The organism is Buttiauxella ferragutiae (genome assembly GCF_022637515.1).
Taxonomy (GTDB): Bacteria; Pseudomonadota; Gammaproteobacteria; order Enterobacterales; family Enterobacteriaceae; genus Buttiauxella; species Buttiauxella ferragutiae.
This window is the reverse complement of sequence record NZ_CP093332.1, coordinates 2,606,825-2,626,828: the sequence shown is the minus strand read 5'-3', so window position 1 is coordinate 2,626,828 and position 20,004 is coordinate 2,606,825. Positions and strand designations below refer to the sequence as shown.

The window sequence follows — 20,004 nt, the reverse complement described above, 5'->3', positions numbered from 1 at the left end:
GTCTTTGTCCGATCATCAGTTTGAAGCGACACCCGCCAATAAACTCACTCTTTTTTGCCTGGCATCATGCGCAGCAAAGTGTTGTCTTTCCATACGTAATGGTGGAAAAGTGCCGCAAACGCATGAGTGCCGATGACGAAGTAGCCAATATTGGCGATGAGTTCGTGATAGCTTTTGATGGTGAATTCCATATCTTCATCAGGCTCCATCGCATGTGGCATAGAAATGCCAAATACCGACCAGTCACTGCCTTTGAAGTACACGGTTAAAAAACCGAGGATTGGCAGCGTAATAAACATCAAATAAATAATGGTGTGCACCAAATGCGACACACCGGTGATGGCCGGGTGTGGCTTAGGGATAATCGCGGGAGCACGGTATTTAATCCTTACCAGCAGGCGCGCAACCATCAAAAAGAACACGCTAATCCCGCAGGTGACGTGAGTGGCATTAAAGATTGGCCGATAAGAACGAGGTGCAAAACCTTTGAGTTCCATCGCGCAATACGCCCCAACGACCAGTAAAAAAACCAACCAATGAAGCGTTATCTGTAACGCGGTGTATTTGCTACGCATTTGACTGCCCTGCTTTGTGACAATGATTTTGCCAGGATAACGGCAATTACTTAGAAAATCATTAACATCACCTAAAATGACCTAACATTTCCGCTAACAGCGGGAGTTTGCCACCCCCTCATTTCTGAACTATCACTACAGTTGATTAAGATTTAAGCAGCCATCAACAGTTAGACATGAGGTTCTGGTCATGAAAAAAATCGGTATTAATGGTTTTGGACGTATTGGTCGACTGGTGTTGCGCCGCGTTCTGGAAACCAAAAGTGAAGTTGAGATTGTGGCTATCAATGATTTGACGTCGCCAAAGGTGCTGGCTTACTTGCTCAAGCATGACTCCAGCTATCGTAACTTCGACGGCACCGTAGATTTCACCGACGATTCTCTGGTGGTCAATGGCAAGAAAATAGCGGTGTATGCCGAGAAAGACGCCAAAAATATCCCATGGGGGAAAGATGGCGTTGAGATAGTGATTGAATGCACTGGCTTCTATACCTCGGAAGAAAAAGCCAGTGCGCATCTGGAGGCTGGAGCGAAGAAAGTGTTAATTTCTGCCCCTGCGGGGGATATGAAAACCATTGTTTTCAACGTTAACTGCAACACTATTACACCTGAGGATAAAATACTGTCCGTCGCCTCCTGCGCCACGAATTGCCTGGCACCAATGGCAAAGGCGCTGCACGACAACTTTGGCATTAAACTCGGCACTATGACCACGATTCATGCCTATACCGGTACGCAATCGCTGGTTGACGGCCCGCGAGGCAAAGATCTGCGTGCTTCTCGTGCCGCCGCGCAAAATATCATTCCCCATACTACCGGTGCGGCAAAAGCCATTGGGCTGGTTATCCCTGAACTGCAAGGCAAACTCAAAGGACACGCGCAACGCGTGCCAACGTTGACTGGTTCAGTCACGGAGCTGGTGTCGATTCTGGGGAAAAAGGTCACGGTCGAAGAGATTAATGCGGCGTTGAAAAAGGCCACCGAGGGCAATGAGTCGTTTGGTTATACCGACGAAGAGATTGTTTCTTCCGATATTGTCGGGACACATTTTGGTTCCGTGTTCGATGCGACTCAAACAGAAGTGACTGAGGTCGGTGATTTGCAGTTAGTGAAAACTGTGGCCTGGTACGATAACGAATACGGTTTTGTGACTCAGTTGGTGCGGGTTTTGGACGCTGTAGCGAAAGAGTGATAGCTACCCTCTCCCTGCGCTTATCCGGCGGGGAGAGGGTTATAAACTTACTTCAGCAAACGCACTTTAACGGATTTGCCTTTGATTTTACCCTGCTGCAATTGCTTCCAGGCATGACGTGCAACGGATTCACGAACCGCGACATAAACGTGCATTGGATGAACATCAATCTTACCGATATCCGCACCATCCAGCCCCATATCACCGGTCAATGCACCGAGGATATCACCCGGACGCATTTTCGCTTTCTTGCCACCATCGATGCAGAGTGTAGTCATGGTCGCTTCAAGCGGCTTAATGCTGCCGCCCGTTGGGGCTGGTTGCCAGTTCAGAGACAAATTCAGCATTTCAGCTAACACACTGGCACGCTGTGCTTCTTCTGGAGCGCACAGGCTAATCGCCAGGCCGCTTTCGCCTGCACGAGCAGTACGCCCGATGCGGTGCACGTGGACTTCCGGGTCCCACGACAACTCGTAGTTAATGACCATTTCCAGTGCTTTGATATCCAGACCACGCGCGGCAACATCGGTCGCCACCAGCACGCGGCTGCTGCCATTGGCGAAACGCACCAGCGTTTGATCGCGGTCGCGCTGTTCCATATCACCGTGTAGCGCCAACACACTTTGGTTGCTTTCAGTCAGCGCATCGCATACGGCCTGGCAATCTTTTTTGGTATTACAGAACACGACACAAGACGCAGGCTGATGCTTGCTGAGTAATTTTTGCAACAGGCTGATTTTGCCGCTGCGGGAGATTTCATAAAACTGCTGCTCAACAGACGGCAATTCGTCTACTGAATCAATTTCGATAGTTTCTGGCGTGCGCTGCACACGAGAACTGATAGCGGCAATGGCGGTTGGCCACGTTGCGGAGAACAGCAACGTTTGCCTGTCTTGCGGCGCATGGCTGATGACTTCGTCAATTGCATCCGCAAAGCCCATATCCAACATCCGGTCAGCTTCATCCAGTACCAGTGTTTGCAAGGCATCTAAATTAACGGTCTCTTTTTTCAGGTGATCGAGCAAACGACCTGGCGTTGCCACAATCACATGAGGCGCGTGTTGCAGCGAGTCGCGCTGCGCACCAAACGGCTGGCCACCACAAAGCGTCAACACTTTGATATTTGGCATATAGCGCGCGAGACGACGTAGCTCTTTCGCCACCTGGTCTGCGAGTTCACGAGTTGGGCATAACACTAACGATTGAGTAATAAACTGGCTGGCATCAATGTGTTGCAGCAAGCCCAGACCGAATGCTGCCGTTTTACCACTGCCAGTTTTCGCCTGTGCACGGACATCTTTCCCAGCCAGAATCGCGGGTAATGCGGCCGCCTGAACAGGCGTCATGGTGTGGTAACCAAGTTCGGTGAGATTGGCGAGTTGTTCTGCTGGCAGAACGTTTAGGGTAGAAAAAGATGTCACAGTTATACTCTCAATTAATGGGCTGTCAGACAGCGTCTGGCGCGCATGTTAGCAGATTTGAGGGGGCTTCGCGGCAGTTTCCAGCAAAAGGAAGGCAATTAAAGGCACGACCTATATTTAAGTTGCAGCAGTCTATCCTGAATTGAATAAAGCCAGATGTGGGTAAAATATTGTGTTTTGTGCAAACGGTATCCGAAACGGACCAGGTAATAATGGATAAGTTTGGATTTACAGATATTAAACGGTGGTTAAACGAATATAAGTAAATTCTCATACAGCTAATCGCAAGGCTGTAAATCCCTATATTTCAATGCGAGACTACGCGAAGTTCACACATAAAAAATAGGGTTGTTATGAAAAAGTTAATGATAGCGGTAGTAGCAGCAGCGGCATTATCTGGTTGTGCACAGCAGACTTTCACAATTAACAAAGATATTGCTGAGAAACCACAGCAAACAACGACACATCACTTCTTTGTTAGCGGAATTGGCCAGACCAAAACTGTTGATGCGGCGGCTGTATGTGGCGGTGCCGATAAAGTGGTTCGTACTGAAGTTCAACAAACGTTTGCCGATGGTTTCCTGGGCTTTATTACCTTTGGTATCTATACCCCACGTGATGCACGCGTTTACTGCTCTAAATAAGTATCATTGCCGGTGTCATTCACCGGCAGTTAATTATAAAAATAACCTTCCAGAATGATGCTATCCGACCATTGTCAGGCTGGCTGAAACGACAACCGTACTTCACTTGATGTTCATACCTCTTCCGAAACAGCGGTTACTGCAAAACGTGCTGGCATTCGGCGCGCTAATCCGTACCATACACGCCAGAATTACGCGTTATGCGTGTTGGTTTAGCCTGAGAACTTCATGACCAGTCAAAAAGAAACTTACAACCTGAACAAATTACAGAAGCGCCTGCGTCGTAACGTGGGTGAAGCGATCGCTGATTACAATATGATTGAAGAAGGCGACCGCATTATGGTCTGCCTGTCTGGCGGCAAAGACAGCTACACCATGCTGGAAATTCTGCGCAATTTGCAGCAGAGCGCGCCAATCAACTTCAGCCTGGTTGCCGTTAACCTCGATCAGAAACAACCGGGGTTCCCTGAGCATATCCTGCCCCAGTATCTGGAAAGCATCGGCGTTGAGTACAAAATCGTCGAAGAAAACACTTACAGCATCGTCAAAGATAAGATCCCAGAAGGCAAAACCACCTGCTCGCTGTGCTCTCGTTTACGCCGTGGCATTCTTTATCGTACTGCTACTGAGTTGGGCGCGACGAAAATCGCCCTGGGTCATCACCGCGACGACATCCTCCAGACGCTGTTCCTGAATATGTTCTACGGCGGCAAGATGAAAGGCATGCCACCAAAGCTGATGAGCGATGACGGCAAGCATATTGTGATTCGTCCGCTGGCTTACTGCCGTGAAAAAGACATCGAGCGCTTTGCCATTGCTCGTGAGTACCCGATTATTCCGTGTAATTTATGCGGTTCGCAGCCGAATCTGCAACGTCAGGTGATAGGCGATATGCTGCGTGACTGGGATAAACGCTACCCTGGCCGTATCGAAACCATGTTCAGTGCGATGCAGAATGTGGTGCCTTCACACATGTGTGATACCGAACTGTTTGACTTTAAAGGTCTTCAACATGGTGCCGATGTGGTTGATGGCGGCGATTTAGCCTTTGACCGCGAAGAGTTGCCGATGCAACCAGTGGGCTGGCAGCCAGAAGAGGACGACAACGAGCAACCTTTGCAGCGCCTGGATATTCTCGAAATCAAATAAACACCTCGTCCCTCTCTCGCCCGAGAGAGGGAATTCCCTACATGTGCGGTGGCGGATCAATAATCGGCTTTGGGTCGGGGTCTAACGGATCGGGAAGTGGTTGCGGTCTTGGGATCGGGTCTGGAACGGGAGTCGGTTCACTCGGAAAGGTCGGGTCGCTCATCGTTAGGCTTCGATATGCAGTCATGATTGCCTCCTGTAGTACTCCGTTGAAACACGTTCCTTAAGCATAGACAACAAATCGCAGACAAAAAAAAGCCGACTTATAGTCGGCTCGTACGAATCAATTGTGCTATGCAGTAATTCTAAAAAAGGAAGTAAGACAATATGGAGCGCAACGCCCATCGCTTGACGTTGCATTCACCTGCGAGAGAGATAGTGCCTTGAACCGACGTTCCATTTATTGACCTCGCTCAATTATCACCGCCTTTTTTAGTCCGCCTGATGTTAAAAATGTTAAATTTTACAGCCATTTACTACGATGTAACCACCAGGCAACACCACCTATAAGAACCACCAACATGATGCAGAACATGCTGAAACCAAAATGCCAGCCGCCGCCAGGAATTCCACCTAAATTCACCCCAAACAACCCAGTCAAAAATGTGCTGGGTAAAAAGACCATCGCCATCAACGACATGGTGTAAGTGCGTCGCCCCATCGCTTCCTGCATCACCTGAGCGATTTCGTCCGTCATCACAGCGGTACGCGCAATACACGCATCTATTTCATCCAGTCCGCGTCCTAGCCTGTCGGAAATATCCTGCATCCGGCGACGATGATCGTCGGTCATCCACGGTAAGCGTTCGCTGGAAAGCCGGGCGTAAACATCGCGTTGTGGTGCCATATAACGGCGCATTACGATCAGTTGTTTGCGCAGCAGGGCAAGATAGCCGCGTGGCGGGATTTGCTGGTCAAGCAGGTTATCTTCCAGGTCGATGATTTTATCGTGCAGCTGTTCGATAAATTCGCTGGCGTGATCGGTCAGCGCATCACAAACATCCACCAGCCAGGAGCCGCTGTCGTTCGGGCCTGCGCCCTCTTTAAGATCGTTGACCACATCATCCAGCGCTAATACCTGTCGCTGACGCGTAGAGACAATCAGCCGTTCATCGATATACAAACGCATGGCGACAAGCTGGTCCGGGCGTTCATCTGTGCTACCGTTAATGCAACGCAGAGTGATAAGAGTGCCCTCTCCTATGCGTGACACGCGCGGGCGCAAGCTTTCCCCTGCCAGAGCATCGCGAGCATAATTTGGTAGCACTGACGTCTTCGCCAGCCAGTTCGCACTCTCTGAATGGGTATAATTCAAATGCAGCCAGGCAGGATGCTCAGCATCAATAGTGTCGTTACTCTCGATGCTATCGACACCGCCTTTGCCATCCAATTGCCAGGCAAATACAGCATCCGGCACAATTAACTGATGTCCCTTGATGGTTTCCACTGCATTTCTCCACGTGTGACCACATTAATGCAGTTAGTCTAGCCGTCTTCTTTTGTTATGTAACTCGGAAAAATAGGCAAACACGCTGAATTTGCTCAATAAATAATGTTACATTTCTGTTGGTTTTTTAAATATTGCAATGCCAAAGCGGCATACGGAGATAAGCTTTGCGAGAAAGACGTAACGAGAGTCCTGATTTAGACTTTCGCCTTAAGAGCATGCGACAGCGCGCTATCACCGTGAGCGGCCCATGGTTCCTATGGGTTAACCTATTGTTCTGTTTATTTATATTAGGCCGTCATTATTTCTCACCACTGAAGCAAGTGGCCAGTATTACGCAGTCTTACCCCGCTATGGAAATCATCATGGCGCTGATTCTGGTTATTGCATCGTCGGCAATTTTTATTCTGCGTATGGCCCATGATCAATATGCGGAGTGGTTGAGCAAGTTTCTGCACGGAGCCCTAATGTGCATCAGCGCGTTATGGGTGGGCTGTTTTTACTTGTTTCTCGCCAGCGGTGATTCACGGATTGTTTTTCCCTTCGCGGCGTTACTGATTTTCACTGCGCTAATTTCACTTTATTTTGATGGCCGCGTGTTGCTCAGTTTCACTTTGCCTATTTGGGTGGTGATTCTGATATGTAATTTTGTCTACCCCTCAGAACTGACCGTACTCAATGCCTTACTCTACGTGCTGCTGGCCTGTCTTTTTGAGTCTGGTCGCCGGATTTTACGCGGCTGGTTTGTGTTAGCCATCAACCGCGAGCAAGAAAACAGAGTACTGATTAAGCAATTACAGAATCTGGCGAACCACGACCCGCTTACCGGCCTTGCCAATCGCCGTTCTTTCCACTTGCTGTTGGATAAAGCAATGCAACGCCACGAGCAATGCGGTACGTCCGTATCGTTAATTATGTTGGATGTCGATTATTTTAAGAAATATAACGACCATTACGGGCATCAGGCGGGTGACGAGTGTCTGGTGAAGATTGCAAAATGCCTTGAGGCTGCAACACGTTCAATACATGATGTTGCCGCACGTTTTGGCGGAGAGGAATTTATTATATTGCTGCCTGAAGCCAATCAGCAGCAGGCCATTGAAGTGGCAAAACGAATCCAACAAAATATCCAGGATCTGGCGATTCAACATGCCGCCTCGCCTGTCGCACCTTATGTAACCATAAGCCTGGGTATTACAAATTTAACACCTGCGACTAACGCAACGCGTTTTATCGCTCAAGCCGATGCGGCGTTGTATAAAGCCAAAGAAGCGGGCCGCAACCAGTGGCAAATTTTTTCTAACTGACAAATGAGATAAAAATGAAAATTGGCGTTCTGTTTCCTATTGCGATCATCATTGCTGCAATCGTCTTCATCACCTGGTTTATTGTCGGCGGCTACGCAACCTCAACCTCCTGAAACGCAGTTTACTAAGGCTTATCCGCCCTTTTAGTCGCGCGGATAAGCGTAGTGTTACTGGTTAATGTGCCACGATATACATGGTGCGGCTGTACGCGACATCTTCAGGGTTATTAATCGGATAACCTTTCAGCCACGGTTTGATCAAGCGACCATTGGTGTATTGATAAATCGGGGCGATTGGCGCCTGTTCCTGAATGATTCGCTCAGCCTGGTTGTAATCTTTATTCCGCGCAACATCCGTTGTTTCCTGGCTTGCCTGTTGCATCAGCTTGTCATATTCCGGCGAATTGAAGCGCGAAATATTACCGCTGTGAGTAGAAGTTAACAGTGACAAGAAGGTGGATGGTTCATTGTAATCACCAACCCAGGACGCACGAATAACATCGAAATTGCCGGTATTACGGCTGTCGATATACGTTTTCCATTCCTGGTTTTGCAGTTTCACGTCCACGCCAAGGTTCTTCTTCCACATAGATGCCACCGCAATAGCAATCTTCTGATGGTTTTCCGAAGTGTTGTACAGCAGTGTCAGATTAAGTGGTTTGTTGGGGCCATAACCTGCCGCTTGCAGCAAAGTTTTTGCCTGAGCGTTGGCCTCTTCCTGGCTCATTTGCTCAAATGGTGAAGGTTCTGGTTTAAAACCTGCGGTCACATCAGGGGTAAAGCGCCACGCTGGCTTCTCACCGGTACCCAACACCTTATCTGCCATGATGTGACGGTCAATGGTCATGCTCAGAGCCAGGCGAACGCGTGCATCAGCGGTTGGCCCTTTCTGGGTATTAAACGCGTAGTAATACGTTCCTAATTGTGGCGGCGTATAAACCTGGCCTGGAATATCTTTTAGCAGCTTTTGATAGAGATTTTTTGGGAAGGATTCGGTGATATCGATATCCCCTGCCAGGTAACGTTTGGTCGCTGACGACTCCTGGTTAATCGGAATAAAGGTCACCTGGGTAATGACCGTTTTGCTGTTATCCCAGTAATTTTTGTTCTGCACCGCGACCAGTTTTTCGTTCACAACACGGTCTTTCAGGGTGTACGCACCATTGCCCACCAAATTACCGGGTTTGGTCCAGTCGTTACCGAATTTCTCTACCACTGCTTTGGGTACTGGATAGAACGAGAAGTTGGCCGTCAGATTCGGGAAATATGGTACCGGTTTATCCAACTGGATGCGCAATGTTCTGGCATCGACTGCCGTTACACCCAGTTTATCGGCTGGCATTTTTCCATCTATGATAGCTTGCGCATTATTGATACCCGCAAGGGCGGCAAACCAGGCGAAAGGTGAAGTGTTTTTTGGGTCAACCAGGCGCTGCCAGCTATAGACGAAATCTTGTGCTGTGACTGGCGTACCGTCCGACCAACGTGCGTCATTGCGTAAAGTAAATGTCCAGGTGCGGTTGTCATTACTTTGCCATTTGGTGGCCACACCAGGCTCCAGTTGCCCTTTTTCATTTTGGTTTACCAGGCCTTCAAACAGATCGCGAATGACCTGAATTTCTGGTAATCCCACCGCTTTTACCGGATCCAGAGAAGCGGGCTCATCTTTGATATGGCGCACCAGACTCTGGTCGGAGGCAAGTTGAGTCCCTGCAGGAATATCTGCTGCCCAGGCTTGTGAAAACGAGCAAGCAAGTGTTAATGCACAAGTGGTGATACGAAACCGATTTCTCATCAGTGCCCCTTTAGTTGTTTATTTTTGTAAGAGTAATACCTTGCCCAGATCGAACCATTAATGTAGCGCAATTACTTGTTTTGCCAATAAGAAAAACACCCCGCCAAGATGCAATTTATGTGGAGCATCTCACTCAAATGACCTTTTTACTCTTCCTGCGGGCATAATTTCGAATTCTTCTTGCGCACCGTTTAAACGCATTTTTTAAACCTCTTAAGCAGTCTCCATTTGAAAGTGAGGTGGCCGGATACCCAGCCTTAAGATACATAATGGCCTGGCATACAGTTGTTTCAGATGAGATTTTAACTAAACACTGCTATTAATAATGTCTTGCAACTCGTCACAGTAAGGACATTTATGCCCGGTCATCGCCCTCGCCCGCAACGAGGACATCTCCCTCCAGGAAGCGAACGCTTTGGAAAATCAGTTTTCGGCGCTCCGCTTATCTGGTTCCCAGCAGCACCCAGTGAGCAACGCAGCGGTTTGATCATTGCCGGAACACATGGCGATGAAAACGCAGCGATGGTCACGCTGTCCTGCGCACTGCGCACTCTTGAGCCTGAACATCGCCGCCATCATGTGGTGCTAGCGGTGAATCCTGACGGCTGCCAGTTGGGTTTGCGCGCCAATGCCAACGGAGTGGATTTGAATCGAAATTTCCCGGCTGCCAACTGGAAATCGGGCGAAACGGTTTATCGCTGGAACAGTAGCGCTGACAAACGTGATGTCGTGCTGTCGACGGGTAAAAAACCGGCGTCCGAACCGGAAACCGCAGCGCTGTGCCAGTTAATTCACACCTTGCAGCCCGCGTGGATTGTCTCTTTCCATGACCCACTGGGATGTATCGAAGATCCTGATAACTCGGTGCTCGGAGCCTGGCTTGCTAAAGCGTTTGAATTACCGCTGGTGACCAGCGTAGGCTACGAAACGCCCGGTTCATTTGGCAGCTGGTGCGCAGATTTAGGCTTGCCGTGTATTACCGCAGAATTCCCGCCCATCTCAGCTGACGAAGCGAGTGAGCGGTATCTGGATGCCATGATGGGCTTACTGCATTGGCAGAAGTCATAGAAATTTACGGATAAAGTTTGCCGGTTTCGAAGTGCAGCCCTGGCTCGACATCAACGGCCAGCCACGTTGGGCCATCGAGATCGGCAAAACGGACCTTCGCCGCTAGCGGCAATGCGGCGGCGATGGCCCGTGATGTGCACAACATGCAGCCGAGCATCACATCAAACCCTTGCTCACGCGCCGCTTGCGTTAACGCCAGCGCCTCGGTTAACCCACCGGTTTTATCCAGCTTCACATTCACCATTTCGTAGCGCCCTTTCAGCGCTGCCAGGCTTTCACGCGTATGGCAGCTTTCATCGGCACAAATCGGTAATGGGTGAATAAAGTTTGCCAGCTGGCTGTCTTGCCCTGCGGGTAATGGTTGCTCAAGCATCGCCACATTCAAATCAGCCAACAATTGGCAACGCGCTGCCAGACCTTCACTGTGCCAGGCTTCGTTAGCGTCAACAATAATGACAGCCTCCGGGGCTGCTGCACGAATCGCCACCATGCGCTCAGTAATCAACCGGTCATCAATTTTGACTTTCAGCAAACGTGCGCCTTTGTCCCATAACAGTTTTGCGGCTGCCGCCATTTGCTGTGGTTCAGCAATACTGACGGTTTGCGCCGTGGTGACCAACTCTGGTAATTCAACACCGGCCATATACGCCAGAGTACGTTTACTTTTCCGGGCTTCCAAATCCCACAACGCGCTGTCGATGGCGTTACGTGCCGCGCCTGCTGGAAGTGCGGCCTGTAATTGCGCACGCGACATCCCTTTTTCTAACTCAGGAATCAGGGTAGTAATTTGCGCCAGGACAGAAGCAACGCTTTCGCCATAGCGTGGATACGGTGTGCACTCGCCTACGGCTTTAATTCCATCCTCTTCAAGCTCCACCACCACGACTACGGCTTCGCTACGGGTACCGCGTGAAATCACAAAAGGCGTGTGAAGCGGCCAGGCTTCTTGATAAACCTTAACTGTTCTCATTGTTTTTCCAGTGTTCCAGGACATTCGCTGAGTATAGCCAGAGAACACTTTCACTTGCAGTATCAGTTTTTTATATTCAGAAGCTGAATACTGACATACACTGTTCGCGGCGTTAATTATATGTAAAAAGGAAAATCAAACATGTCACAAATCGTTCATTTCCAGGGCAACCCTGTAGCGGTTGCAGGTCAAATCCCACAAACTGGCAACAAAGCTGAAGCTTTTACTCTGGTAGCAAAAGATCTCTCTGATGTTGCACTGAGCCAGTTCGATGGAAAACGTAAAGTACTGAACATTTTCCCAAGCATCGATACCGGCGTTTGCGCCGCTTCCGTGCGCAAATTCAACCAACTGGCGACTGAAATGGATAACACAGTTGTGCTGTGTGTTTCTGCAGATCTGCCATTTGCACAGTCTCGCTTCTGCGGCGCTGAAGGCCTGAGCAACGTGATTACGCTGTCTACTCTGCGTAACCCGGAATTCCAGCAGGCGTACGGTGTGGGTATTGCTGAAGGCGCACTGAAAGGCCTGACTGCTCGTGCGGTTGTGGTTCTTAATGAGAAAAATGAAGTGGTATTCAGCCAGTTAGTGAATGAAATTACTAACGAGCCGGATTATACCGCAGCACTGGAAGCCCTTCAGGCTTAAGTGTGAATGCCCCCCGCTAACCGAGGGCATTGTCCAGATGGCTGACAAAGGTCACTAAACAGGTGTTGTAGGGTGGATAAGCGCAAGCGTCATCCACCATTTTCGCCAGTTTTGTCGGATGATGCTATCTGTACGACCTACGAAAAGGTTTGTCATCAGTCTCGAATGCCCCGCTAACCAGGGGCATTATTCTTACGACTCTGTTTTTCTTTGGCTCAAGCCGTATTCACGCAATTTATTCGCAATCGCGGTATGTGAAACGCCAAGGCGTTTAGCCAGTTTACGCGTACTTGGATAAGTACGATAAAGCTGCGTCAGCACCGAGCGTTCAAAACGGCTGGTAATATCATCCAGCGACCCTTCCATCGCCTCTTCCCCAACCACCAAACTCGCAGTATCAAAATCAGGCAGCAGAATATCTTGTGGACGAAGTTCGTAACCTTCTAACTGTGTTAATGCGCGATAAATCGCATTTTTCAACTGACGCACGTTGCCCGGCCAGCCATAACGCGTGAGCACATTGCTCAAATCATTAGAGAGTTTCGGACGCGGCACCCCTTGTTCATCGGCAAACCGTGCCACAAACAGCTCAGTCAGCGGCATGATGTCTTGCGGTCTGTCGCGCAGCGGCGGCAAATTCAGCGTCAGGACGTTCAGGCGATAATAGAGATCTTCGCGGAACTCCCCTTTTTGTACCATCTCAATCAGGTTCTTTTGCGTCGCGCAAATCACCCGCACATCAACATGGACTTCATGCTCTTCACCTACCCGACGGAAGGTTCCATCGTTGAGGAAACGCAGCAGCTTAGTCTGCATGCGCGGTGACATTTCGCCAATTTCATCCAGCAGAACGGAACCGCCATTCGCCTGTTCAAAGAAGCCTTTTTTACCTTCTACAGCATTCGCATAAGCGCCTGGCGCATGGCCAAACAGCTCGCTTTCAACCACATCATCAGGCATCGAACCACAATTCAGTGCCAGATAAGGTTTTTGCGCTCGTGGGCTACCAAGATGGCAAGCATGCGCCAGCAAATCTTTACCGGTGCCGGTGTCACCAACAATCAACAGCGGCGCGTTTAGCATGGCCAGTTTGTGTGCCTGCTCGACGACATGGCGCATTTTCGGGCTGACGGCGACAATCTGGCTGAATGCACCCACATCGGTATTGGAGAGGTTTTGCAGTTGGCGACCCATACGCACCGTGGAGCGCAGCATTACTACCGCACCAACCAGCGAAGGACCGTCGTTTTCGTTATCCAAATGAACCGGCGTGATTTCCATCAGGAAATTTTGCCCGTTGATCACCACGTGTTCGGTATGTGACTCAACCGGCGCACTTTCAAGCCAGCGCATAAAGTTAAAACCGTTCACCAGGCTGGCAGCGTTATGGTTCCGCAGTTTGTCTTCGTTTTGCCCAAACAGCGTGCAGCTTGCCGGGTTCGCCAGCTCCACTTTGCTTCTCATATCCAGCGAAAGTACCGGCTCTGGCAGCGCTTCAAGTAAAGCGCTCAGCGCACGATGCTCACGCTCAGAAGGCATCCACGGCACAGTACGCACGTCCGTGACCCCAGGAATACGGCGGATTTCAGCCATTAAACTGCTGAACGTGTCGAAATCGAGGGTAGAGAAATTCAGGTAAATTCGCCCAATTGGATCAATTTCGATCCCTCGCAAATCGATACTACGCAGCACAAGTAAATCAAGTAATTCTCGAGTCAGACCAAGGCGGTCCTCGCAAAAGACTTCCAGACGCATGGAGGTGTCCTTCAAATGCAAATTACGGAGTCATTGGGGATACTAATGATACCCCAGATACCGGGCAGTCTAAAGTGATGTGTGAAGAAAAGTTGACAGATAAGCTGATGATACGGGAGGGTTGTACAATTCCAGGACGGATAAGCGCCAGCACCATCCACCGTTGTCATCCGTCATTTACATAACGACCAATGACAGTGGCTGGCGCGTACCCGTGTTACGAAGGTGTATTGGGCTTTTTGTTCATGGTCTCTTTGAGCTGCACCAACAGCTGCTTGCGGAAATCCCCGAGCCGCGGTTTATCACCGTCAATCCACGGTAGCGGGCGGCACAGCTCCATCGCTTTAATCCCCAAGCGCGCTGTCAGTAAACCCGCGCCAATTCCCTGCGCTGCACGCGTGGAAAGCCGTGCCGCCAGATCCTGGCCAATCCAGTCCATACCCACTTCACGCACCAGTTCACTGGCACCGGCAAAGGCGATATTCAACAATACCAGGCGGAACAAACGTATACGGCTGAAATAGCCCAATTCGATGCCATACAGCGTGGCAATGCGGTTAATCAGGCGCAAGTTACGCCAGGCGATAAACGCCATATCCACCAGCGCCAGCGGGCTGACCGCAATCATTAAGGTCGATTCCGCAGCCGAACGGCTGATTTCCCGACGCGCCTGGTTATCAAGCACGGGCTGCACCAAACGTGCGTACAGCTCAACTACTTCGCGGTCGTTTTGCGTTTCATGAATCGCGGCATACCAGCGTTGTAATGCCGGATGCCCGTGATCAAGCCCAGCCTGGCGCGCCAGCTTTTCACAAAATGCCCGACCCTTACCCATTCCGTGACTGTGCATCAAATCGCGTGCTTCATCGCGCTCTTCTGCACGCTGGCGTAAACGCCATAAACGACGCCACTCCGTTGCCACCGAACCGACACCCGCGGCGATAATTAACCCACCGGCGATGCCGCCGCCGAGCGCTATCCAGTCTTGCGTAACAAAAGCGTTATGCGTCCACTGGACGCCTTGCGCCACCACGCTGACACCAAACAGCCCAAGGCCCACCTGAACCATGCGCCGCCATATACTGCGTTTAGGATGTAACGCGGCTTCAATAACCGCTTCGGCCTGCCCTTCATCTTCCACTTCATCCAGCGAATTTAAGACGGGAGTAAACTTTTCAGCTTCCGGCTCACTAAAAGCATGCGCGGCTTTGAAACTCGGTTCTTGTTCCACATCCAACGGTTGCGTGAAATCGACACGCGGTTTTAATGGTTCGTTCATCGCAATTTATCCCCAATTAAAAACTCCAGTGCCGCATCCATCCGAATGTGTGGCATTGGCCGGTCCACATCCATGACTTGTGGGCGGAACTGTTCAAACTGAAAACCTTGTTTCTCCCAGAAGGTACTACCAGGCAAACGCGCTGGAACCTCACCAGGATAAACCGTCAGCGGCTCGCCATCACTTAAACGGTTCCCACGCAGCGCCGGAATTTGCTCTCCTTTCACATCAACCAGGCCACTCTGTGTGGCTTGCACCGAGGCAAGACCCATGCAGTCCATGTCGATACCTTCGAACGCGGCATTTTGCCAGGCGTCCTGCACCAGTTGCTGGAGCAGCGCCACCATGTTGGCATGTTGATCAACCGTAACGTGGTCGGCCTTTGTCGCGGCAAACAACAGCTTGTCGATAACCGGTGAAAACAGGCGGCGGAACAAGGTGCGCTGGCCGTAATGGAAACTTTGCATCAGTTGCGTCAGAGCCAGACGCATATCGTTAAACGCTTGCGGGCCGCTATTGAGCGGTTGCAGGCAATCTACCAACACAATCTGGCGGTCAAAACGCAGAAAGTGGTTTTTATAAAAGCCCTTCACCACCTTTTCGCAGTAGTAATCAAAGCGCGCGCGCAGCATGCCAATGTTGGTGGTTTTATCGGCCTGCGCGAGTTTCGATTCGCCGACCGCGTCCACATCCGGCCACGGGAAAAATTGCAGTGCTGGCGCTCCCGCCATGTCGCCGGGTAACACGAAGCGGCCAGGCTGGATAAAGTGCAAACCTTCACGTTTGCAGCGCAACAGATAGTCAGTCCAGGCTTCTGAAATCGCCGCCAGGCGGTTTTCATCGGCTGGTGCGAGCGGGTCTAACCCTTCGCATAATTTGCGCCAAAGTGCGGACCATTCAGCGCGATCGCCCTGCAACAGGCCGGTCATTTGACGCGACCAGCTCAGGTAGTTTTGCGCCAGCATAGGCAAATCCAGCAACCATTCACCAGGGTAGTCGACAATTTCCAGATACAGCGTCGAGGTGTCTTTGAAATGGCGTAACAACGAATCGTTTGAGCGATAGCGCAACGCAAGGCGCATTTCGCTGACACCCCGAGTCGGCGTCGGCCAGTTCGGCGGCGAACCGTAAAGTTGCGCCAGCCCTTCATCATAAGTGAAACGTTGAATACCCAGGTCGCGCTGGGGAACACGTTTCACGCCAAGGAGTCTTTCTTCACGCACCGCATTGAGCAACGGCAAACGCGCCCCGTTATGTACGCTCAGTAATTGATTCACCATCGCGGTAATAAACGCTGTCTTGCCGCTACGGCTTAAACCCGTGACGGCAAGACGTAAATGTCGGTCCACACCCCGGTTCATCAGGGCATTTATTTCATTCTTGATTCTGTTCATCTGCGTCCTGGTTGCACCCTTTTGAAGCTGTTATGAGGGAGGTTATGGGGGTAAATAGTGGCAAATCAAAGGGTATAGCTCAATTTTATAGCCAATTGAAGGCGGCGTATCGTGCATAGACAGCCTCATCGAGCTTAAGTAATATGCGTTATCTTTTGGCGCAGAACAGGACCGGTTCAGTCATGTCGCCCACCATTTATGATATTGCCCGTTTGGCGAACGTTTCTAAATCAACCGTATCGCGGGTGCTTAATAAGCAGACTAATATTTCCCCTGAAGCACTTGAACGTGTTTTAAAAGCGATTGAAGAGTTAAATTACCAGCCTAATAAATTAGCGCGTGCCCTGACTTCATCGGGTTTTGACGCGATTATGGTTATCTCAACTCGCTCAACCAAAACGACCGCAGGAAATCCATTTTTCTCTGAAGTCCTGCATGCTATTACCGCCAGGGCAGAACAAGAAGGATTTGACGTCATATTGCAGACATCCAAAAATAGTAAAGAAGACCTGCAAAAGTGTGTCAGCAAAATTAAGCAAAAAATGATCAAGGGCATTATTATGCTCAGCTCCCCCACTGATGAATCATTCTTCGAGGAACTGGATCAGTACGCTATTCCTGTGGTCGTGATTGGGAAAGTAGATGGTGAGTTCAAGCATGTTTGTTCGGTGGATACGGATAATTATCGCGACAGCATTGCGTTAACCCAAACACTGATCAATAACGGGCATCGTAAAATAGCCTGCATTCATGCCCCGCTTGATTATCACGTTTCGGTAGACCGGCTCGCTGGGTTCAGAGATTGCCTGCTTGAGCAAAATATTAGTTTGCCTGAAGAGTGGGTCGTCGATGGTGGCTATACTAATGAAACAGCACTTGAAGCTGCTCAACAATTATTGAGCCATCAGGATCTTCCTGATGCGATATTCGCCACCGACAGCCTGAAGTTAATGAGTATCTACCGTATCGCCCAAGAAAAAGGCATTAAGATCCCCGGGCAACTTTCAGTGGTGGGATACAGCAACGACATGTTGAGTTTTCTGCTCTCCCCACCGCCAGGAGGAATTGAAGTCCCGACACTGGAATTAGGCACTGCCGGTAGCGCGCTATTGTTTGAGAGAATTTCCGGAAAGTATGCCGCTCCCAGAACATTAATTCCAACGAAGATCACGTTGACGGGCTCTATCTCCTGAGATTAATTCACTTCAAAATGGTGGATAATGCTATCGCTTATCCACCTACAACGGCTAAACAGTTTCGTAGGTCGGATAAGCGCAGCGAAATCCGAAACTTAAAACGCGTAATTCACACCAATACCTGCATAGTGGAATTTATCATTATCACCTTCGTCATGGTTTTCCCACTCGAATGCATACTCCAGCGTCATTGACAGGCCGTTCCGGAAATCATAGGCATACAATAAACCCAGACGATTATAGTCATGGTTTTCAGTGTCAATATCCTCAGACCAATCCCAGTTCGTCCAGCGATCCAACCCCAGACGGGTGTAAGGCGTCAAAGTGGTATTGCCAAGCGCAATCGGCAGATAGATACGCATTTCCTGGGTAGAAAACTCACCGTTATTTTTATCGCTATCGGTATTAAAGCCGCGTTCTAAATAGTAGTTAGTGCGTAGTGTAACGGTTTCATTAATTCGCCAGCTGAACCCCGTTTCCGTTTCAACACGGCTGTCGGAATAGCCGGTCTGGTCAAGATCGTTATCAAAGCGGTAGTATGCCAACCAACCGCTGAAACTCCAGTCAGGGTTAATTTTCACATTCCAGTCCGGCTGGAATTTATAACGCTGGGTATTTGCCGTACCATTGCTGGAACCATCATCATTTTTGAAATGGTAGCCGTAATTACGCATGCCGCCAGTGAAACCTAGTGACCAGTCATCATTGTCGACAATTTGATAACGAATATCGATTTCCGGGCGGTTAAAGTAAGTACCACGGGATAAGTCGCTGTAATCCGCCGAACCTTCCTGATACATGGTTAATGCGATAGACCAGTCACCATAGCTGGCATTAAAGTAGACAGAGGGTTCATATAATCCATCTTTATCCTCACCCTGACCTTCAACGTTTTCTATTTCGTACATCGCACCAATATTATAATTCCAGCCGTTATTTTCCGCAGCTTGCACGCAGGCCGCTCCTGCACAGGCAATAAGCACTGTGCATTGCATTAGCTTTTTCATTTTTGTATTCCTTGTAAAATTTACACAGAGAGAAAAAGCCGGGAGTGTTAATTCCCGGCAGGGTACAGAATATTATTAGTTAATCGCGTATTCAGTTTCAGAATCAAAGAAATGACTTTTATTCATATCGAACGTTATTTTTATATTTTGTGCAGCCCGATAATCACTATCTGAATTGGCGCGTAAGGTTAATTCATGGCCACCTACGGTGGCGTATAACATAAACTCCGCTCCGGTTAGCTCAGCCACCGTAATATGAGCGTCAATGCCTTTATCCTGTAACACCGGGATAATATCCTCAGGGCGAATACCCAATATCACTGGTTTATGTTGATAATTAGCTAAGTTCATTGCCGCATATTTATCATCCGGGATAGGCAGCTTTAATGTTTCAGTGACGAAGCAGCCGTCATCCAGTGTGCCACGGATAAAGTTCATCGATGGCGAGCCAATAAACCCGGCAACAAACATATTGGCCGGATGGTTATAAACCGTTTTAGGCGCCCCAACCTGCTGAATAATGCCATCTTTCATGATAACGATGCGCGTTGCCATGGTCATCGCTTCGGTCTGATCGTGGGTCACGTAGATCATGGTGGTATTCAGTTTTTGATGGAGCTTGCTGATTTCAGCACGCATTTGTACTCGCAACCGCGCATCCAGGTTGGATAGCGGTTCATCCATCAAAAAGACACCTGCTTCGCGTACGATGGCGCGTCCTAGCGCCACGCGCTGGCGTTGCCCACCGGAAAGAGCAGCAGGTTTACGGTCGAGGTAGGTTTTTAACCCCAGAATAGAGGCGGCCCACTGTACGCGTTCATCAATAATGTTGGCGTCGAGTTTCTGCATCTTCAGCCCGAACGCCATGTTGTCGTAAACCGACATATGCGGATACAGCGCGTAGTTCTGGAACACCATAGCGATACCGCGCGACTTGGCAGGCACGTCATTCATGCACACGCCATCAATCAACAGTTCGCCACCACTGATTTCTTCCAGTCCGGCAATCATCCGCAAAGTGGTCGATTTTCCGCAGCCCGATGGTCCAACGAACACGATAAATTCTTTGTCCTCGATTTCGAGGGTGAAATCTTTCACCACATGAACCTGGTTGTTATAAATCTTTTGAATGTGCTGCAACGAGAGTTGTGCCATCAC

19 protein-coding genes are annotated in these 20,004 nt (G+C 49.6%); 8 read left to right on the top strand and 11 right to left on the bottom strand.

Annotated elements, in window-relative coordinates; genetic code table 11:
- Nucleotides 1–44: 44 nt before the first annotated feature.
- On the bottom strand, nt 45–575 hold the full coding sequence (gene cybB / locus MNO13_RS12120) for a cytochrome b561 (protein WP_232885827.1): 531 nt from the start codon (nt 573–575) through the stop codon (nt 45–47).
- Between the two features lie 190 nt (nt 576–765).
- On the opposite strand from cybB, the gene gap reads away from it, so the two are divergent.
- Nucleotides 766–1,767 carry a type I glyceraldehyde-3-phosphate dehydrogenase gene (gene gap, locus MNO13_RS12115; protein WP_232885826.1) on the top strand — a complete coding sequence of 334 codons (1,002 nt, stop codon included), beginning with the start codon at nt 766–768 and terminating at the stop codon, nt 1,765–1,767.
- A 47-nt stretch (nt 1,768–1,814) separates the two neighbouring features.
- On the opposite strand, the gene dbpA is transcribed toward gap, so the two are convergent.
- Nucleotides 1,815–3,188, bottom strand: coding sequence for an ATP-dependent RNA helicase DbpA (dbpA, locus tag MNO13_RS12110; RefSeq protein WP_064546489.1), 1,374 nt, complete (start codon nt 3,186–3,188; stop codon nt 1,815–1,817).
- Nucleotides 3,189–3,541: 353 nt separating this feature from the next.
- On the opposite strand from dbpA, the gene MNO13_RS12105 reads away from it, so the two are divergent.
- Entirely contained in the window at nt 3,542–3,832 is a 291-nt protein-coding gene (locus MNO13_RS12105; RefSeq protein ID WP_064546488.1) for a Bor family protein, read from the top strand.
- A 228-nt stretch (nt 3,833–4,060) separates the two neighbouring features.
- Complete coding sequence (gene ttcA, locus MNO13_RS12100; protein ID WP_064546486.1) at nt 4,061–4,981, top strand: tRNA 2-thiocytidine(32) synthetase TtcA; 921 nt, start codon at nt 4,061–4,063, stop codon at nt 4,979–4,981.
- A gap of 37 nt (nt 4,982–5,018) precedes the next feature.
- On the opposite strand, the gene ynaL is transcribed toward ttcA, so the two are convergent.
- Both ynaL and zntB read right to left on the bottom strand, forming a co-directional pair.
- Nucleotides 5,019–5,168, bottom strand: coding sequence for a proline-rich small protein YnaL (ynaL, locus tag MNO13_RS12095; RefSeq protein WP_157092952.1), 150 nt, complete (start codon nt 5,166–5,168; stop codon nt 5,019–5,021).
- Nucleotides 5,169–5,444: 276 nt separating this feature from the next.
- The gene (gene zntB, locus MNO13_RS12090; protein ID WP_064546484.1) at nt 5,445–6,428 is read right to left on the bottom strand and encodes a zinc transporter ZntB; all 984 of its coding nucleotides are present in this window, start codon (nt 6,426–6,428) and stop codon (nt 5,445–5,447) included.
- Nucleotides 6,429–6,646: 218 nt separating this feature from the next.
- On the opposite strand from zntB, the gene MNO13_RS12085 reads away from it, so the two are divergent.
- Together MNO13_RS12085 and MNO13_RS12080 are read left to right on the top strand one after the other, a co-directional pair.
- Nucleotides 6,647–7,735 carry a GGDEF domain-containing protein gene (locus MNO13_RS12085; RefSeq protein ID WP_121813537.1) on the top strand — a complete coding sequence of 363 codons (1,089 nt, stop codon included), beginning with the start codon at nt 6,647–6,649 and terminating at the stop codon, nt 7,733–7,735.
- 14 nt (nt 7,736–7,749) lie between these two features.
- Nucleotides 7,750–7,848 (top strand): YoaK family small membrane protein, encoded by a 99-nt coding sequence (locus MNO13_RS12080; RefSeq protein ID WP_157092951.1) that lies wholly within the window; start codon nt 7,750–7,752, stop codon nt 7,846–7,848.
- A 61-nt stretch (nt 7,849–7,909) separates the two neighbouring features.
- Here MNO13_RS12080 and MNO13_RS12075 read toward each other — a convergent pair whose 3' ends face one another.
- Nucleotides 7,910–9,529, bottom strand: a complete 1,620-nt coding sequence (locus MNO13_RS12075; RefSeq protein WP_064546480.1) for a peptide ABC transporter substrate-binding protein — start codon at nt 9,527–9,529, stop codon at nt 7,910–7,912.
- A 357-nt stretch (nt 9,530–9,886) separates the two neighbouring features.
- On the opposite strand from MNO13_RS12075, the gene mpaA reads away from it, so the two are divergent.
- Entirely contained in the window at nt 9,887–10,597 is a 711-nt protein-coding gene (mpaA, locus tag MNO13_RS12070) for a murein tripeptide amidase MpaA (protein WP_064546478.1), read from the top strand.
- 4 nt (nt 10,598–10,601) lie between these two features.
- On the opposite strand, the gene ycjG is transcribed toward mpaA, so the two are convergent.
- A complete protein-coding gene (gene ycjG / locus MNO13_RS12065; RefSeq protein WP_121813538.1) occupies nt 10,602–11,567 on the bottom strand; it encodes an L-Ala-D/L-Glu epimerase in 966 nt (321 codons plus the stop codon).
- 141 nt (nt 11,568–11,708) lie between these two features.
- Here ycjG and tpx point away from each other — a divergent pair, with 141 nt between their 5' ends.
- Nucleotides 11,709–12,215 carry a thiol peroxidase gene (tpx, locus tag MNO13_RS12060; protein ID WP_133521518.1) on the top strand — a complete coding sequence of 169 codons (507 nt, stop codon included), beginning with the start codon at nt 11,709–11,711 and terminating at the stop codon, nt 12,213–12,215.
- Nucleotides 12,216–12,407: 192 nt separating this feature from the next.
- Here the strand turns inward: tpx and tyrR are convergent, their stop codons facing one another.
- The 3 genes from tyrR to MNO13_RS12045 form a co-directional block, all read right to left on the bottom strand.
- Nucleotides 12,408–13,970 (bottom strand): transcriptional regulator TyrR, encoded by a 1,563-nt coding sequence (gene tyrR, locus MNO13_RS12055; protein WP_064546470.1) that lies wholly within the window; start codon nt 13,968–13,970, stop codon nt 12,408–12,410.
- 217 nt (nt 13,971–14,187) lie between these two features.
- Complete coding sequence (locus MNO13_RS12050; RefSeq protein WP_064546468.1) at nt 14,188–15,249, bottom strand: YcjF family protein; 1,062 nt, start codon at nt 15,247–15,249, stop codon at nt 14,188–14,190.
- Nucleotides 15,246–16,643, bottom strand: a complete 1,398-nt coding sequence (locus tag MNO13_RS12045) for a YcjX family GTP-binding protein (protein WP_064546467.1) — start codon at nt 16,641–16,643, stop codon at nt 15,246–15,248. Before MNO13_RS12045 ends, MNO13_RS12050 begins: the two co-directional genes overlap by 4 nt.
- Before the next feature lie 182 nt (nt 16,644–16,825).
- Here MNO13_RS12045 and MNO13_RS12040 point away from each other — a divergent pair, with 182 nt between their 5' ends.
- The gene (locus tag MNO13_RS12040) at nt 16,826–17,836 is read left to right on the top strand and encodes a LacI family DNA-binding transcriptional regulator (protein WP_064546465.1); all 1,011 of its coding nucleotides are present in this window, start codon (nt 16,826–16,828) and stop codon (nt 17,834–17,836) included.
- A 98-nt stretch (nt 17,837–17,934) separates the two neighbouring features.
- On the opposite strand, the gene MNO13_RS12035 is transcribed toward MNO13_RS12040, so the two are convergent.
- Both MNO13_RS12035 and MNO13_RS12030 read right to left on the bottom strand, forming a co-directional pair.
- Nucleotides 17,935–18,846 (bottom strand): OmpG family monomeric porin, encoded by a 912-nt coding sequence (locus MNO13_RS12035; RefSeq protein WP_232885825.1) that lies wholly within the window; start codon nt 18,844–18,846, stop codon nt 17,935–17,937.
- A gap of 75 nt (nt 18,847–18,921) precedes the next feature.
- On the bottom strand, nt 18,922–20,001 hold the full coding sequence (locus MNO13_RS12030) for an ABC transporter ATP-binding protein (protein ID WP_064546460.1): 1,080 nt from the start codon (nt 19,999–20,001) through the stop codon (nt 18,922–18,924).
- Between the last annotated feature and the right edge of the window lie 3 nt (nt 20,002–20,004).

Excerpts from the sequence above, each read along its gene's own strand:
- MNO13_RS12035 (WP_232885825.1), bottom strand. The coding sequence starts at position 18,846 with ATGAAAAAGCTAATGCAATGCACAGTGCTTATTGCCTGTGCAGGAGCG.
- MNO13_RS12085 (WP_121813537.1), top strand. The coding sequence starts at position 6,647 with ATGCGACAGCGCGCTATCACCGTGAGCGGCCCATGGTTCCTATGGGTT.
- ynaL (WP_157092952.1), bottom strand. The coding sequence starts at position 5,168 with ATGACTGCATATCGAAGCCTAACGATGAGCGACCCGACCTTTCCGAGT.
- tyrR (WP_064546470.1), bottom strand. The coding sequence starts at position 13,970 with ATGCGTCTGGAAGTCTTTTGCGAGGACCGCCTTGGTCTGACTCGAGAA.
- MNO13_RS12040 (WP_064546465.1), top strand. The coding sequence starts at position 16,826 with ATGTCGCCCACCATTTATGATATTGCCCGTTTGGCGAACGTTTCTAAA.
- cybB (WP_232885827.1), bottom strand. The coding sequence starts at position 575 with ATGCGTAGCAAATACACCGCGTTACAGATAACGCTTCATTGGTTGGTT.
- ttcA (WP_064546486.1), top strand. The coding sequence starts at position 4,061 with ATGACCAGTCAAAAAGAAACTTACAACCTGAACAAATTACAGAAGCGC.
- MNO13_RS12105 (WP_064546488.1), top strand. The coding sequence starts at position 3,542 with ATGAAAAAGTTAATGATAGCGGTAGTAGCAGCAGCGGCATTATCTGGT.
- MNO13_RS12050 (WP_064546468.1), bottom strand. The coding sequence starts at position 15,249 with ATGAACGAACCATTAAAACCGCGTGTCGATTTCACGCAACCGTTGGAT.
- mpaA (WP_064546478.1), top strand. The coding sequence starts at position 9,887 with ATGCCCGGTCATCGCCCTCGCCCGCAACGAGGACATCTCCCTCCAGGA.
- MNO13_RS12030 (WP_064546460.1), bottom strand. The coding sequence starts at position 20,001 with ATGGCACAACTCTCGTTGCAGCACATTCAAAAGATTTATAACAACCAG.
- gap (WP_232885826.1), top strand. The coding sequence starts at position 766 with ATGAAAAAAATCGGTATTAATGGTTTTGGACGTATTGGTCGACTGGTG.
- tpx (WP_133521518.1), top strand. The coding sequence starts at position 11,709 with ATGTCACAAATCGTTCATTTCCAGGGCAACCCTGTAGCGGTTGCAGGT.
- MNO13_RS12080 (WP_157092951.1), top strand. The coding sequence starts at position 7,750 with ATGAAAATTGGCGTTCTGTTTCCTATTGCGATCATCATTGCTGCAATC.
- MNO13_RS12045 (WP_064546467.1), bottom strand. The coding sequence starts at position 16,643 with ATGAACAGAATCAAGAATGAAATAAATGCCCTGATGAACCGGGGTGTG.
- ycjG (WP_121813538.1), bottom strand. The coding sequence starts at position 11,567 with ATGAGAACAGTTAAGGTTTATCAAGAAGCCTGGCCGCTTCACACGCCT.
- MNO13_RS12075 (WP_064546480.1), bottom strand. The coding sequence starts at position 9,529 with ATGAGAAATCGGTTTCGTATCACCACTTGTGCATTAACACTTGCTTGC.